The sequence below is a fragment of the Streptomyces sp. NPDC000880 genome (assembly GCF_053599675.1).
On record NZ_JBSFMS010000074.1, the window covers coordinates 18,082 to 33,365 of the forward strand.

At 68.9% G+C, this 15,284-nt stretch carries 11 protein-coding genes and 2 pseudogenes; 7 read left to right on the forward strand and 6 right to left on the reverse strand.

The window, feature by feature from the left end:
• Positions 1-149: 149 nt before the first annotated feature.
• The 6 genes and pseudogenes from ACWDO5_RS22715 to ACWDO5_RS22740 all read right to left on the reverse strand — a co-directional run.
• Positions 150-1,435, reverse strand: a pseudogene (locus ACWDO5_RS22715) (tyrosine-type recombinase/integrase); the annotation flags it as partial.
• Between the two features lie 139 nt (positions 1,436-1,574).
• Positions 1,575-2,112 (reverse strand): annotated as a pseudogene (locus tag ACWDO5_RS22720) (replication initiator); the annotation flags it as partial.
• Positions 2,113-2,775: 663 nt separating this feature from the next.
• Positions 2,776-3,186 (reverse strand): type II toxin-antitoxin system VapC family toxin, encoded by a 411-nt coding sequence (locus ACWDO5_RS22725; RefSeq protein ID WP_450532168.1) that lies wholly within the window; start codon positions 3,184-3,186, stop codon positions 2,776-2,778.
• Positions 3,183-3,407, reverse strand: coding sequence for a hypothetical protein (locus tag ACWDO5_RS22730; RefSeq protein ID WP_450532169.1), 225 nt, complete (start codon positions 3,405-3,407; stop codon positions 3,183-3,185). Before ACWDO5_RS22730 ends, ACWDO5_RS22725 begins: the two co-directional genes overlap by 4 nt.
• 202 nt (positions 3,408-3,609) lie before the next feature.
• Positions 3,610-4,209, reverse strand: coding sequence for a helix-turn-helix domain-containing protein (locus ACWDO5_RS22735; protein ID WP_450532170.1), 600 nt, complete (start codon positions 4,207-4,209; stop codon positions 3,610-3,612).
• A 102-nt stretch (positions 4,210-4,311) separates the two neighbouring features.
• Positions 4,312-6,138 carry a hypothetical protein gene (locus ACWDO5_RS22740; protein ID WP_450532171.1) on the reverse strand — a complete coding sequence of 609 codons (1,827 nt, stop codon included), beginning with the start codon at positions 6,136-6,138 and terminating at the stop codon, positions 4,312-4,314.
• 283 nt (positions 6,139-6,421) lie between these two features.
• Between ACWDO5_RS22740 and rplU the strand changes: the two genes are divergently transcribed.
• The 7 genes from rplU to ACWDO5_RS22775 all read left to right on the forward strand — a co-directional run.
• Positions 6,422-6,742, forward strand: coding sequence for a 50S ribosomal protein L21 (gene rplU, locus ACWDO5_RS22745; protein WP_223774625.1), 321 nt, complete (start codon positions 6,422-6,424; stop codon positions 6,740-6,742).
• 14 nt (positions 6,743-6,756) lie between these two features.
• A complete protein-coding gene (gene rpmA / locus ACWDO5_RS22750) occupies positions 6,757-7,011 on the forward strand; it encodes a 50S ribosomal protein L27 (RefSeq protein ID WP_307663554.1) in 255 nt (84 codons plus the stop codon).
• A gap of 104 nt (positions 7,012-7,115) precedes the next feature.
• Positions 7,116-8,552: a GTPase ObgE gene (obgE, locus tag ACWDO5_RS22755; RefSeq protein WP_450532172.1), complete on the forward strand. Its 1,437-nt coding sequence runs from the start codon at positions 7,116-7,118 to the stop codon at positions 8,550-8,552.
• A gap of 358 nt (positions 8,553-8,910) precedes the next feature.
• Positions 8,911-10,932 carry a glycosyltransferase family 4 protein gene (locus ACWDO5_RS22760; RefSeq protein WP_450532173.1) on the forward strand — a complete coding sequence of 674 codons (2,022 nt, stop codon included), beginning with the start codon at positions 8,911-8,913 and terminating at the stop codon, positions 10,930-10,932.
• Positions 10,933-11,177: 245 nt separating this feature from the next.
• Positions 11,178-12,677, forward strand: coding sequence for an SDR family NAD(P)-dependent oxidoreductase (locus tag ACWDO5_RS22765; protein ID WP_450532174.1), 1,500 nt, complete (start codon positions 11,178-11,180; stop codon positions 12,675-12,677).
• A 164-nt stretch (positions 12,678-12,841) separates the two neighbouring features.
• The gene (locus ACWDO5_RS22770; RefSeq protein ID WP_450532175.1) at positions 12,842-14,935 is read left to right on the forward strand and encodes a hypothetical protein; all 2,094 of its coding nucleotides are present in this window, start codon (positions 12,842-12,844) and stop codon (positions 14,933-14,935) included.
• A gap of 44 nt (positions 14,936-14,979) precedes the next feature.
• Positions 14,980-15,284 (forward strand): glycosyltransferase family 2 protein (locus tag ACWDO5_RS22775; RefSeq protein WP_450532176.1); only part of this gene is annotated, 305 nt, incomplete at its 3' end.

Sequence of the window (15,284 nt, forward strand, 5' to 3'; positions counted from 1 at the left end):
GCCTGGCGAGGATCTTTCCGCTGCTTGAACCGAGTACGGCCCAGCGTGGATAGATGCGATCTTGCATAGAAGCCCCTCCCGGGTTCCTGGGAGGGGCTTTCTCGGGTTTTTGACGGCAACGCTGACGGCAACGTCAGCGGACGACGGCTGCGGACGACGGCTGCGACGGGTGGGTCGTCGGGGTCGTCCTCGGTCGGGCCGAGGGCGTCGCTCAGGGTGTCGATGGGCTTGGCGTTGGAGGCGGAGTCGGACGTGCGCGTAGACGGCGGCGGTGACGCCGATGTGGGCGTGGCCGAGGAGTTCCTTGATCACGACGAGGTCGATGCCTTGCTCCAGGAGCAGGGTGGCCGTCGAGTGTCGCAGGTCATGGAAGCGGATGCGGCGGAGCCCGGCCCGGTTTAGGAGTTGGCCGAAGCGGCGGGTGAGGTTGGCGGGGTCGAGAGGCCCGCCGGTCGGGGTGGTGAAGACGAGCCCGCTGTCTGACCAGGCAGTCCCGGCGACTCGACGTTCCTCCTGCTGGCGCTCCCGGTGGTTCTTGAGGGAGTGGACGCATTCGGTGGGGAGGGCGATGCGGCGTTCGGAGGCGCGGGTCTTGGTGTGCAGGGTGGTCAGGCCGCCAGCGCGGGTGCGCTGGAGGGAGCGGTGGACGCTGGCGGTGCCGGCGTCGAGGTCGAGGTCTTCCCAGTGGAGGCCGAGGAGTTCGCCTTTGCGGAGTCCGGTGCGCAGGGCGAGTTCGTACAGGGCGTGCAGTCGGTCGCCGCTGGCCGTTCGGAGGAACTGTCGGGCCTCGGCCGCCGTGAGGGGCCGGAAGCGTCTGGGGCGGGGCGCGGCGGTCTTGACGTTCCGGGCGACGTTGCGCGGCAGTTCGTCCTCGCGGACGGCGTGCTCCAAGGCGGACTTGAGGACCGAGTGAACGTACGTCACGGTCAGCGGCGACAGCGTCTTGCCGCAGCACTGGCCGATGGCGCAGCAGCGCCGCCGGTTCGCGTCCTGTTCCTGGGCGCAGCACTGGCAGGTGGTACGGAGCCGGTCGAGGAAGGTGCGCACGTCCCGGGCCGTGAGCCGGGCGACCTTCTTGGCGCCCAGGCCAGGGATGAGATGGAGGCGGATGCAGGCGGCGTAACGGGTGTGGGTGTTCTCCCGGAGGTGATGGACGGCGACGCTGTCCAGCCAGTACGTCACGTAGGTGCCCACGGTGCTGTCGGCCGCAGCGATGGGGAGGCCGCGATTGCTGGCAGCGATCTTTTCGGTGAGCTTGGCCAGGGCTTCCTTGCGGGTGGTGCCGTAGACGTGGATGCGCTTGCGGGTGTTTCCGGGGGCGAGGAGGTATCCGGCGGCTTCCCAGCGGCTGTCCTTGCGCTGGTAGACGGTTCCGTCGCCGTTGGCGCGGACGCGGCGGGAGGCGGGAGGCGGGGGTGTCGCGGGGTGTGGTCATCAGGCGGCTCTACCTTTCTGATCACGGGTTGCCCCCAGCCATTCGTAGGGTTGTGGCACCCAGGGGAGCGGGGTGTGGCTTTCAGGCTGGCTGCCGTTCGTGGCTCCGGAGGCTTGGCCGCCCCGCTCCCCACGACGACTCGGCCGCCGATTGGGAAGTGCGAACTGGTCGCTGTGTACTGGGTGCTGCCGTCTGGGCCGTCGAGCCGGATCACGGCGTGGAAGTGGACCAGGCCGCGCTGCTGGTACTCGGCGACCTTGGCGAAGGACACGCGCAGGACGGCGCGGGCGGCTTTCTGGGTCAGGCCGAGTCGGGCGGCGATCTCACGGCGCAGGTAGATGGTGAAGCGGGCCACAGGGCGGAGGCGTGGGCGTTGAACAGGACCGCGCCCGCGTAGTGTCGTAGGTTGCCGGGGTCAGCGGCGTACCCAGGAGGGCGTCTGTGGGTTCGTGGAGCTGGCGGCAGCGGCAGGGCCGGATGTCGCCGCCTGGGGTGGTGGGGCGGTTGTGGACGGGGCCGAAGGAGGGGGCGGTGAGGGTGGCGAAGACGCGGGGGTGGGTGCGGACGGTGTCGGGCACGTTCTTGCCGCCGGACAGGCCGGCGCGGATGAGGTGGTAGGTGTCGGCGGCGTAGATGCGGGAGCAGGCCGGGCAGCGGGAGGCGCGGCGATTGGGTGACCATGTCGGGGTGTGTCCCTTCTGTCGGGGCATGACGAACCAGGCCCGTTGGTGGGCTTGGGTTGCGCGAGGGTGATTGGGCTGGCGGGGCGCGGGGCTCAGAGCTGAGCGAGCGCTCGTCCACCCCCAGCTCCCAACGTGTCAGGTCCGCGAGCGGGCGGCCGGTGGGCAGGTGCCCGGTCGGCGTGGTCAGCGGATCGGAGCGCACGACGCGGATCACCACCTTGCCGGGGCCGTCCGGCAGGACGGAGACCCGCGTGCACCGCCAGGCGTCCGCGAGGAACCGTGCGGCCTTCTGGTACTCCTCCAGCCCGACCTGTGGGCAGCGTGCGCGCCCGGACGATCACGCCGAACCGGTCCGGCGTCACCTTGATCCGGGGAGTGAGCACCCGAGGCGCGGGGGCGGGGCCGTCCTTCGGTGCGGTGATCTGCGCCAGCAGGCGCCTGGCGGGATCTTGAGCCACCTGCCCGCGTCGGGACCCGCGTCGGGCAAGGACAGGGGGCCACCCGGACTATTGCGGGCATGCCCAAAGCCTGCCCGAGTTGCCCGCCAGCGTACGGCCCCCTGCCCATGCCCGACCCCAGCACGGACAGGACACCGGCCCAACGTCCCGCCAACCCTCGCGCGGGAACGTGCGCGTCACGGGTGGCCGGCGTCGAGAACTACGGCAGGAGCGCGAAGGCGGGCACGTGGTTGGGGCGCACCACGCCGAAGTGGCGGCGGTCCAGGGTGGCGACGTTGACTGTACGAAACTTCTCGGCAACCGCGACGACGAAGGCGTCAGCGGTGCCCAGGGGAAGGTCCGAGTACCGCTCGACGAGCTCGGCAGCCCGGCTGACCTCGGACGGAGTGACGGATACCAGCTCGTAGACGCCGTCCGCCACGTCGCGTAGGAAGTCGGCTTCGGCCTTGGCTCCGGCGCGGCTGAAGAGCATGTAGCCGATCTCGGCGAGGAGCGGGGAGGGCAGCAGCAGCGGGCCGGGGAAGCTCTGGAGGAGATCGACGCACTGCTGGTGGTGGTCGTCCTTGCGGTTGGCTGCCGCCACCACGGGGCCAGTGTCGATGACGATCACGCGCTGCGAGGCTCCTGACTGGCCCACGCGTCGCGCACGATCTCCTTGGCGCGCGCGCCAAGGTCGGGCTCACCGTCGAAGACGGCGGTCGTGCGGAACCGGCGGCGGGGACGCTCGCCGCGCTCCACCTCGGCCCACTGCCGCAGCAGCTCTATGGCGTCGGGCAGTCGGTCCTCCGGCACCGCGTCGAGCAGGCGGTGTGCTTCCTCGCGTACGGTCATGTGCTCATTCTAGGGGTTGAGGCCGCTCCTAACCCAGGAGTCGCCCCAGCGCTCCGGCGGCGAAGAAATGGTGTAGACCTCTGACGGCAGCGGTGACGGCAACAACCACGGACTCCAGCGCACAGCCACGGACGCCAGCGGACCGCCAAACCGCCGCTGACCTGCGAAGACGCAGGTAGAGGTGGGTCGCGTAGCACACGTACTATGTGCTCGCGGGCACCACACCGGTCCTGGTCCACAATTGTGGCGGAAGGCAGTGGACAGCCTGGACCGACTCGTCGATCAAGCTCGGCAAGTCACGCACCATGTCCGTGTACTGCGCCTCCCGAAGCTGCTCGAGAGCTCGCTGAACACCGGCCCGGATGAGCGCAGATGGACGGGGCGCTGTCTTCCAGTCGAGAGCGACATCCCAGTTCTCCATGCCCTCACGGATCGGCTGGATCAACGCATCCATGCGGTCCCGCCGCAACTCTTCGGCATAGGGCTGCCCCAGCAGATCCGACGTAGAGAGACCCAGCGCGCGGGCGCAGGCAGCTACGAGGGCCGGTGAGGCAGGCTTCTGCCCGCACTCAACCTTCGACAGCAGCGACTTGGAGACATCGGCACGCAGGGCCAGCCCCTGCTGCAGCAGACCCCGCTGCTTACGGAAACGGGCGATCCTGGCCCCGGTGTGCTCCTCGAAGCTCTTCGGCGCGACGAACTCCGTTCTGCGGCAACTCTCAAAGCGGTACCCCCGACCAGCGGCTACAGATGATGCGAACCGGTATCGCCCCGGGACTCCCACGGACCCGCTCGCGGACAAGGTCAAGGCACCCTGGTGGCGCGGGTTTCGCGGCACAGCCGCAGCTCCTCCCAGCGGCGGATCGCCCGTAAGGCGCGGCTCCCACGAGCTGCCGCCGACCGCTCAGTTACGGCGCCGCTGGGCCCAGGCCTTCCGCAATTGGACCCCGTAGAAGAGTGACGCTGCCGTCGGCACCAGCGTCCGGTACCAGCTCACCTCCGGCGACAGCCAGCCGTACACCCCCGCCGGGATCAGGATCACCAGTGCCACGATGCGCAGCACCCACCAGCGCTTCGGGCGGGGGCTCGGCAGGGCCGGAGTGCCCAGGTCCGTCGACATGGTGTCGCGGATGCCCTTGAACACCCCGCGGCGGGCGAGGAGTTGGGCACCGTCCAAGCCGGCCAGGATCTCGTCGCGTTCGCCGAAGCCGTCCGGGAGCGGGGGCAGCCCGAGCGCCGTGACCAGCTCGGACTGGCGCTGGGCCGGGCTGTTGGTGCCGCGCAGCAGGGTGACCAGCGGACGTGGGTCCGGGACCGGGAAGACGGTGGCCAGGGCCTGCGCGGTGGCGGTGGCCTCGGCGTGGTCGGTGACCGGGGCGGCCGGGTCCCACAGATGGGAGGCGACCCGCTTGCCCTTGTGGAACAGCGTGAAGCCGTAGCGGTCGGCGGTGCGGCGCAGGACCAGGGCGGGCCACTTCTCGCCGGTGGTGAAGTTGTCGGCGGCGGCCGTCAGCAGCTCCTCGCCGGCCGCGAGGGTCGCCCGTCTGCCTGGGGTCGGGTCGGGGACGAGCTCGACGTAGCTCATCCGGGACGGCGCGGGCGCGATCCGTAGCGAGACGCCGCACATCAATGCCGCCTCGGCGACCTCGTGGGGCGGGACGGCGGCTATCGCGAGCGAGCGCGGCGCGGGGACGGAGGGAAGGGCGGCCGCCGGCGTCGCGGGCTGCGGCGGGCGGCCGAAGAACGGGGTCTGCGACGCGACCTGCATCCGTACGCCCAGGCGGAACTCCAGGAACTCCTTGCGGGCTTCGCCGACGTACCCCCACGGGAAGCTGCGCGCGTGCACGCCGATCGCCCGGAACACTTCCAGGGCCTCGGTCCAGCGCTCGGCGAAGATCAGCATCAGGGCCAGGTGATTGCGGAAGCCCGCGGCGTCGGGGTCGCCCGGCTCGTACCAGCTGGAGAGCTCCAGCGCGCGGGCGACCGCCGCCTCGACCCGGGCGCGGTCGATCGGGCCGTCCTCGGTGGAGTCGTCGGAGACGACCCCGTACTCGATCGCGGCCATCAGCGGCAGCGCGTGCAGCTTCGAGCCGGGCAGCGCCCCTTCGGCGGCCTGCTCGGCGAAGGCGAACATCTCCTCGTGCGAGCCGTACCACTTGTCGCACAGGTACTGCAGCGCGGTGGCGTGGCAGCCGTAGTGGTGCGGGGCCCTGGCCACGGCCTCTGCCCAGTACGCGTCGAACACATCCCGAGGCGCCTGGATGCCGCGTGCGTGTGTGAGCGCGACCTGCCACGGCACCGGATCGGTGGGGTTGAGCTCGGCCGCGGCGGCGATCACCGGAACTGCATCCTCGAGGAGCGTGAAGAAGGCCCGGAACTGGTCCTCGGACACGTGCCTGGCGCGGTAGCCGGTACGTACCTCCCAGGCCTGCTGAATGCAGAGATCCGCCTTCACCAGCACCGCGTCCGGGTCCTCGGGCGAAGCGGCCAGCCAGCCCTCCAGCCAGCCCGGGCTGTGCAGCGCGTGCTCGGCGAGCTCGGAGACGCACACACTGCGGCGCTCCCACTGGGCGCCGAGCCGGGTCCCCGCGAGCAGTTCGCGGGCGGGGCCGGCGTCTCCGGCCGCGGCGGCGGTCAGCGCGGCCCGCAGGGCGGGGTCGGCGACGGCATCGACGGTGACAGCCTCGTCGGGCGGCAGGTCAGCGCCCACGGCCGAGCCGTGGCGGAGCATACGAGGCATAGTGATCAGGGAGCGCAGGGGCACGAGCGCACATTCAACAGGCCGCGGCGGACATCCACCAGGGATCCATGGCGCGTACCCGGTTTGACCCCTCAAGCCGGGCCCCGTAACCTTGACCCTCGGTGTGTTTCCATGCACGCCCACCCCTGAGCAACTCCCTCCCGATGGTTCTTCCGTTCGGGAGAGGCCGCTCATCCTTCCGGATCGTCGCAGGCTTCGGCCTGTGCGAGCGGCTGGCATCAGGGGATCCGTTCCGAGCGAGAGTGAGATCCGCGTGTACGCCATCGTGCGCAGCGGTGGTCGTCAGCACAAGGTTGCTGTTGACGACATCGTTGAGGTTGACAAGATTCCCACTGCCAAGGTTGGCGACACGGTCGAGCTCTCGACCCTGCTCGTTGTCGACGGCGACGCCGTGACCAGCGACCCGTGGGTGCTGGCCGGTATCAAGGTCACGGCCGAGGTCGTGGACCACCACAAGGGCGCGAAGATCGACATCCTTCGCTACAAGAACAAGACCGGCTACCGCCGTCGCCAGGGTCACCGCCAGCAGTACACGGCGATCAAGGTCACCGGTATCCCCACGGCTGCGAAGTAAGGGACTGAGAAGACATGGCACACAAGAAGGGCGCATCGTCCACTCGGAACGGTCGCGACTCCAATGCTCAGCGGCTCGGCGTGAAGCGCTTCGGCGGTCAGGTCGTCCTCGCCGGTGAAATCCTGGTCCGCCAGCGCGGCACCCACTTCCACCCGGGTGCGGGCGTCGGTCGCGGTGGCGACGACACCCTGTTCGCGCTGCAGCCCGGTGCGGTGCAGTTCGGCACGCACCGTGGACGCAAGGTCGTGAACATCGTTCCGGTCGCCTGATCGGATCTTTGCGAGGGCGGACCTCACTTCCCGTTCGGGAAGTGGGTCCGCCTTTCGCGTGTTGTAGCTAAGACATTTCGTACGTCGTAACTGGAGGCACACCCATGACCACCTTCGTGGACCGCGTCGAGCTGCACGTCGCCGCGGGTAACGGGGGCCACGGCTGCGCCTCCGTTCACCGGGAGAAGTTCAAGCCGCTCGGCGGCCCCGACGGCGGCAACGGCGGCCGTGGCGGTGACGTCATCCTGGTCGTCGACCAGTCGGTGACGACGCTGCTCGACTACCACCACAGTCCGCACCGCAAGGCCACCAACGGCCAGCCAGGCGCCGGCGACAACCGCTCCGGCAAGGACGGCCAGGACCTGGTCCTGCCGGTGCCCGACGGCACCGTCGTCCTCGACAAGCAGGGCAACGTGCTCGCCGACCTGGTCGGCCAGGGCACCACCTTCGTCGCCGGCCAGGGCGGCCGCGGCGGCCTCGGCAACGCCGCGCTGGCCTCCGCCCGCCGCAAGGCGCCCGGCTTCGCGCTGCTCGGCGAGCCGGGCGAGGCGCGTGACGTCGTCATGGAGCTCAAGACCGTCGCCGACGTGGCGCTGGTCGGGTACCCGAGCGCCGGCAAGTCCTCGCTGATCTCCGTGCTCAGCGCGGCCAAGCCGAAGATCGCGGACTACCCGTTCACCACGCTCGTGCCGAACCTGGGTGTGGTCACCGCCGGGTCGACCGTCTACACCATCGCCGACGTCCCCGGTCTGATCCCGGGCGCCAGCCAGGGCAGGGGCCTCGGCCTGGAGTTCCTGCGCCATGTCGAGCGCTGCTCGGTACTCGTGCACATCCTGGACACCGCGACGCTGGAGTCCGACCGCGACCCGGTCTCCGACCTCGATGTCATCGAGGAGGAGCTGCGGCAGTACGGCGGCCTGGACGACCGCCCGCGCATCGTCGTCCTCAACAAGATCGACATTCCGGACGGCCAGGACCTCGCGGACATGATCCGCCCGGATCTCGAGGCACGCGGCTACCGCGTCTTCGAGGCGTCCGCCGTTGCCCGTACGGGTCTGAAGGAGCTCTCCTTCGCGCTGGCCGAGATCATCGCGGCGGCGCGCGCGGCCAAGCCGGTCGAGGAGGCGACCCGAATCGTCATCCGCCCCAAGGCGGTCGACGACGCGGGCTACACGGTCGTGCAGGAGGAGGACAGGCTGTTCCGGGTGCGCGGCGAGAAGCCGGAGCGCTGGGTCCGCCAGACCGACTTCAACAACGACGAGGCCGTCGGCTACCTCGCCGACCGCCTCAACCGCCTCGGTGTCGAGGAGGCGCTGATGAAGGCCGGCGCCCGCGCGGGCGACGGCGTGGCCATCGGCCCCGAGGACAACGCGGTCGTCTTCGACTGGGAGCCGACGATGATGGCGGGAGCGGAGATGCTCGGCCGCCGCGGCGAGGACCACCGGCTGGAGGCCCCGCGTCCGGCGGCGCAGCGGCGAAAGGACCGCGACGCGGAGCGGGACGAGGCGGAGCGGGAGTACGACGAGTTCGACCCGTTCTAGGGCGTGTTTTAGAAGTAGCGCCGTCCGCCCGCAGGGCGGGCCCTGCGGCGTCTGGTGCGTGCAATCGCAAGGCGGTGGGGGCACCCCCGGACGAAGTCTGGGGGAGTGCGTGCCAGGCGTCGCGGCTAGGACGGTGGCCGCGGGGTGGTGTCCGCGGCCGGCGGTGGTGTGCCGGAGGCCTCGGGACGAGGCACAGTGTGATTACGACGAGTTCGTCCCGTTCTGTGACCTCTGATCCGGCTAAATCCACGGATCAGAGGCAACCTTCGGGCTCTCAGACCCGTCTGACTGGCGTGTGGCGTTACGGGGACTACCCGTTCGCCTCCCGAGCCTCAGTCGAACGGAGCACCAAGGGCCGATGAAGATCTCCTTCCTCATCCATACCGTTTACGGTATTGGCGGGACGATCCGCACCACGCTCAACCTCGCCGAAGAGCTTGTGAACCGCCACGAGGTGGAGATCGTCTCGGTCTTCCGGCACCGGGACGTCCCGCTCTTCTCCATCGACCCGCGCATCACTGTCGTACCCCTCGTCGACACCCGGGTGAACTCGCCGACGAACGAGAAGGAGCACCCCTTCCAGCTCCAGCCCGCGACGTTCTTCCCGCAGAACGAGGCGCGTTACAAGGAGTACAGCCGGCTCACCGACGACCGCGTCCGCGAGCACTACGCCGCCTCTGATGCGGACGTCGTCGTCGGCACCCGGCCCGGACTCGTCGCGTACGTCGCGCAGTTCGCCCCGGACGGCGCGGTCCGCATCGGCCAGGAACACATGACGCACAACCACCACAAGGCGGCGCTGCGTGCCGAGATGTACGAGCATCTCGCCGCGATCGACGCCTTCGTGACGGTCTCCGAGGGTGACGCCAAGGTGTGGCGGGAGAAGATGCCGCTGCCCAGCACCCGGGTGCTGGCCATCCCCAACAGTGTTCCCGAGCCGCAGGTCGCTCCCTGTGACGGGACGGGCAACACCGTCGTCGCGGCCGGCCGGCTGGCGACGGAGAAGCAATACAACGTCCTGATCGACGCCTTCGCCAAGGTCACGGCCGTACGACCGGATTGGGTGCTGCGCATCTACGGCGGCGGCGACCGGCGCCCCGGGCTCCGCGACCAGATCCTGAAGATGGGCCTCTACAACAAGGTCCACCTCATGGGGCCGCATTCACCCATCGAACCCGAGTGGGCCAAGGGCGCCATCGCCGTCTCCACCTCGCGCCACGAGTCGTTCGGCATGACGCTCGTCGAGGCCATGCGCTGCGGTCTGCCGGTGATCTCCACCGACTGCGACTACGGGCCGCGCGAGATCATCAACAACGGCGTGGACGGCGTCCTCGTCCCGGTCGGCGATGTGAAGGCGACCGTCGACGCGCTGCTCAAGCTGATCGACGACGAGGCGCTGCGGCGCCGACTGGGCGCGGCCGCGCGGGAGAGCGCCCGCCGCTTCGACCCCTCCCAGATCGTCAAGGAGTACGAGAACCTCTTCGAGGAGTTGGCCGTCGGCACGTCACCGCGCGGCTCCGCGCCGGACTTCGCGCCGGTGGCCGACTGTGTGGTGGCCGCGGACGGCGCGCTCGCCCTCACCCTGGTCAGCCCGCGCCCGGCTGCCGACCAGGCCGGTCTGCGGCTGCTGTGCGTACGCACCCAGGGAAGCACCGAGGTCCGTACGTTCGCGTTCGGACCGGACGGATCCGTCACGATCCCGGCCGGTGAGCAGCTCGACGAGGGTGTCTGGGAGCTCTTCGTCGAGATGGCGGCCACCGGTGCGCGCTCCCGGCTGGGCAGCCGCAATGTCGACCAGCGCGGCGCCATGCACGCCGCGGAGCGGCTGGTGCCGGGCGGGGCCGTCCGCAACCTCGTGCCGTACGCCGACAAGGCCAAGGGCACGCTCGTTCTGCGGTCCTGGGTCCGGCCGGTGCACGCGGAGGCCGCGGATGTGCGGCTCGTCGGCAAGAAAGTCACGCTGTCGGGCCGCCTGATCGGCGCCAACCCGGCCGGTGACCCCGTGCTCGTGCTGCGCCGTCGCGGCAGGCCGGCGCGTGAACTGACCTTCACCGGGCGGTGGGAGGAGGCACATGTCTTCCACGTCACCGTCCCCTGTGCGCAGCCGGCCGCGCACCAGGCCACCGCGCACGATGTGTGGGACGCCCTGCTCCGTTATGCGCCGGATGCCCAACCGGCGAAGATTGGGCGGGTACTGGACGACGTCGTCATGAAGAAGGACATCTACAACTATCCGTTGACTATTCTGCCCAAGAAGAGGAACGGGAGCCTCGCCCGCGCTGTCGCCAAGAAGGTCCTCAGAAGGCCCAAGAAGAGGGTCCGGGTGCGTTTCTTCTACACGGACTCCAACGACGTTGCTCTCAACGTGGTTGACCTGTAGAGATTTCCCGCACGTGAATTCCGTGGGTCCACTTCGGTCGGCCTTCGCCTTGAGGAGCGGTCCCCTCCACTTCTTCGTGTGGTCTCGGTCACCTGGTCAATCGTTGTGTGCGACGGGATTAGCCTGACCACCAGGCAAACGGCAGGTTGCACGATGGCGTGGAGTGGAAGACGCCCGCCTTGCGAGACGGTAACTGAGAGTGCAACTATCGGAATGTTCCCCCGCCCCCGCAAGGTAGGTCGTCTGTGTCTGTGCAGCACATAGTCAAGCCCCGAACCACAGCAGTCGTGCTCGCCGGTGGCACCGGCCAGCGCGTGGGTCTGTCGATCCCGAAGCAGCTGCTGAAGATCGCCGGCAAGGCTGTCATCGAGCACACGCTGACGATCTTCGAGCAGGCCGAGTCCATCGACGACGTGATCGTGCTGATGGCGCCGGGTTTTGTGCCCGACGTGGAGAAGATCATCGCAAAGGCCGGACTGACCAAGGTCACCAAGGTCATAGAGGGCGGCTCCACGCGCAACGAGACCACCGAGCGGGCCATCGCCGCGCTCGGTGAGGGACTTGCCGAGGGGGAGGACCGCAATGTCCTCTTCCATGACGCTGTCCGTCCGCTTTTGTCACAGCGTGTGATCCAGGGGTGTGTTGACGCCCTTGAGCGCTATCAGGCCGTCGATGTCGCCATCCCGTCCGCGGACACGATCATCGTGACCCGCACCCACGGCGAGGACGGCGAGTTCATCACCGACGTCCCGGACCGCTCGCGGCTGCGCCGCGGCCAGACGCCGCAGGCATTCAAGCTCTCCACCATCCGCAGGGCGTACGAGATCGCGGCCGGCGACCCGAACTTCCAGGCCACGGACGACTGTTCCGTGGTGCTGAAGTATCTGCCGGACGTGCCGATCTATGTCGTCGCGGGCGACGAGTACAACATGAAGGTGACCCAGCCGGTCGACGTCTTCATCGCCGACAAGCTCTTCCAGCTGGCCACCACCGCGTCTCCGCGCCAGGCGGACGAGGCGGCTTACCGCGAGTTGCTGGCGGGCCGGACGCTGGTCGTGTTCGGCGGCTCGTACGGCATCGGCGCGGACATCGCCGCGCTGGCGAAGGAGTACGGCGCGAACGTCTACGCGCTGGGCCGCTCCACCACGGGCACGCACGTGGAGAACCCGGAGCACGTCGACGACGCGCTCTCCAAGGCGTACTCCGAGACGGGCCGGATCGACTACGTCATCAACACCGCGGGTGTGCTGCGCATCGGCAAGCTGGCGGAGACGGACAACACGACGATCCAGGAGGCGTTGAACGTCAATTACCTGGCGCCGGTCCAGATTGCCCGCGCCTCGTACAAGTACCTGGCGGAGACCAAGGGGCAGCTGCTGCTCTACACCTCCTCCAGCTACACCCGCGGGCGTGCCGAGTACAGCCTTTATTCGTCGACCAAGGCGGCCATGGTCAACCTCACCCAGGCCCTCTCCGACGAATGGGCGCCCGACAGAATTCGCGTCAACTGCGTGAATCCCGAGCGCACGGCGACCCCGATGCGTACCAAGGCCTTCGGTCAGGAGCCCACCGGCTCGCTGCTCTCCTCCGAGGCTGTGGCCAGGACTTCTCTGGACGTTCTGCTCTCCGAGCTGACCGGCCATGTCATCGACGTACGACAGCAGGATCCGACCCGCGAGGCGAGCGAAGCATCGGGGTTCGAGCAGGCACTGGCATCCGTCCTGGACCGTCAGGAAGACGTGTAATATTCGGCATCAATTAAATTGTTGGGCCTCTGTGGTCGCCATAACGCGAACACGGAGGCCTGAATTCGTGAAGCTTACACTTCGCGTTTGCATCTAAATGTGGTAAACCGGCACCCCCTTGGAGCAGGTTCTTCGTGATTTCGACCGCCATTCGCCTGGCCCGCGTGGGCAGTGGATCAGAATTGGTCGCCGCAGTCCTTCTGGGACTGGGCTTTCCGTGCGCGCTGCTCGCCGCGCTGATTCCGAGTATCTGGGGCTTTGTCGCGGCCGCCGTCGTGACCTATGCCGCGGACTGGTACCTGCACCGGCGTGGCAGCTATCTCGTCAACAGGCTGAACAAGATCAAGTTCGCTCTGCCGATGCGCTTCCTGGTGCGTCAGCTGCTGCTGATCCTGCTGCTGGCCCGGCTGAACCTGGGTGAGCAGACCCTCTTCCATCTGGCGGTCGGCGGCTTCCTGTTCCTCTTCGGTCTCCAGGCCCCGCACGGCGCCCTGGCCACCCTGATCAAGCTGCGCCGCACCATGCCGGTGGTCACGCGCAACGTCGATTTGCACGGCCTGAAGATCCCGGACGCCCCGCCGAAGGCCCTGCTGAGCCGATCCGTCGAGAAGCTGCTCCATCTGGACATCCCGGCCGTCGCGGGTGTGCTGATCGCCGCCCAGACGCACCAGAACGTCGCCGCGTATGTCGGCATGGCCGTCTCCGTCGGCCTGGCGGTGCTCTACACCGGTGCCCTCTTCCGGTACATCCGGCGGAACAGGCGCGTACCGACTGCGCCCCAGGTGCTCAAGGGCGTCGACCGGTGGCTGCGGGAGTACCGGCCGACCGTGGCCATGTACTTCTCCGGCTCCAAGGAGTCGGCGTACCAGGTGAAGATGTGGATGGAGACGTTGGAGCAGCTGGAGGCCCGGCCGCTGATCATCCTCCGCGAGCGCCACATCGTGCCGCAGCTGGAGGCGACTTCGGTGCCGGTCATCTGTGTGCCCGGCGGCATCCACCTGATGAATATGGATCTCTCCACGGTCCGGGTGACGCTGTACCCGGCCAACGTGGGCAAGAACATACACATGCTGCGCGTACCGACCATGAAGCATGTCTTCATCGGGCACGGCGACAGCGACAAGGTCGCCAGCGTCAACCCGTTCAGCAAGGTGTACGACGAGGTGTGGACGGCAGGCCGGGCCGGCCGTGACCGGTACGCCCTCGCCGACGTCGGCGTGCGCGACGAGGACATCGTCGAGGTCGGCCGCCCCCAGCTGGCCCCCATAGCCTCCTGGACCGGAGCCTGGAAGAACCCGATCCCGACCATCCTGTACGCCCCCACCTGGGAGGGCTGGGACGACAACCCCGGCAACACCTCCCTGCTGCTGGCCGGCGAGAACATCGTCAAGCGGCTGCTCAATGCCGAGCAGCCGGTCCGGCTGATCTACAAGCCGCACCCCTTCACGGGCACCCGCAGCGCCAGGGCCAAGGCCGTCCACACGCGCATCATGGCGCTCGTCGAGAAGGCCGCCGCGGAGCGCGCCGCCGAGCCCCGATGGGCCAAGGAAGCGGCCGCGGCACAGGCCGACCAGGCCGCCGCACGGGCGACCCTGGCGCGGGCCGAGGCGCGACTGGCCGAGCTGTCCAAGCCCGGCCGGCCGGGTGGCGACGAGTCGGAGACGTCGCGGGTCTCGCTCGCGGACCCGCAGCGCCTCGAAGAGATCAAGAAGCTGCGCGCGGAGTGGAACGAGGCGTACTGGCGCTCAGTCGGCTGGTGGCAGCACAAGACGGTGACCGGCACCGAGCCGCGTCTGTACGACTGCTTCAACGAGGCGGACGGCATGGTGTCCGACATCTCCAGCGTGGTCTCGGACTTCATCGCGAGCGGCAAGCCGTACGCCGTGACCGACTCGGCGGACGTGGGCGCCGAGGAGTTCAGGCGGCAGAACACCGCCGTACGGGCCGCGGTCATCCTCTCCAACAGCGCCGAGGAACTGGGTGAGTTGCTGGCCGCCGTCGCCGACCCGGCCGCGGACACCCTCGCCGAGGCACGGCGCGAGCTGAAGCGGTATCTGCTCGGGCCCGACGAACCCACCTCCATCGAGCAGTTCAACTCCGCCGTGGCGGCGCTGGCGGCCAGGTCCGAAGCACGCAACGCCGGGGCCGGTCAGCAGCTCGTCGACCTGGACGGGGATCTGGACGACCCGGGGGAGGACACCGTGGCCGGGGACACCGACACTGCGGTGACCGGGCTGGACTCGCCGGTCGCAGGCTGACCCGTTGTGGCGTCCGCCGCGGAACAACGACAGGATGGCGGGCCATGAACGCGAACGAGTCCGATGTCAGCGTGATCATCGGGGCCTATGAGGCCATGCCGTATCTGGTGCGGTGTCTGGCGTCGGTCGAGGCGCAGAGCATCGGTGCCGACCGGATCGAGATTGTGGCTGTCGATGACGGTTCGTCCGATGGCACGGGGGAGTATCTGGAGGAGTTCGCGGCTGGGACCAAGGTCCCGATGCGGGTGGTGAGACAGGCCAACTCCGGTGGTCCTGGTGGTCCGCGTAATGTCGGGCTGTCGCTGGCGCGTGGTCGCTATGTGTTCTTCCTCGACGCGGACGACTATCT